1 protein-coding gene is annotated in these 337 nt (G+C 64.4%); it reads right to left on the reverse strand.

Translation table 11 applies throughout. The annotated features are described in order from the left end of the window. Positions 1–95 precede the first annotated feature (95 nt). Positions 96–337, reverse strand: a 242-nt coding sequence (locus H074_RS40765; RefSeq protein ID WP_039923065.1) for a hypothetical protein, incomplete at its 5' end; no start/stop codon positions are given.

The raw sequence follows: 337 nt of genomic DNA on the forward strand, positions 1-337 counted from the left end.
CTGGTCACAGCGTCGCCACAGGTATCGCATGTCCACGCTTGCAATGGCCGCGTTGACTTCAAGGCTCTGCTCCTCGATCTCCTCAGCGGTGAATCTCACTGTGAGCTGTGGCGGTCGCGGCGCCACTGGTCGACGACGTCGCCGATGTGCTTGTGCCAGTTCACTTCGCACGCGGTCACGGTCGCGCCGGTGCTGCCGTCGTGCTGGTAGTGGTGCCACAGGACGTCGACCACTTGGAAGGACCGGGTCTGGCTGATGGTGACCAGTTCGCCGATGCGCGGCACGAGCGGGGACTGGATCTCCTCGGAGAGGAGTTCGCCATCTTCGGCGTGCAGGG

It is taken from the genome of Amycolatopsis decaplanina DSM 44594, assembly GCF_000342005.1.
In the GTDB taxonomy this organism is placed as follows: domain Bacteria; phylum Actinomycetota; class Actinomycetes; order Mycobacteriales; family Pseudonocardiaceae; genus Amycolatopsis; species Amycolatopsis decaplanina.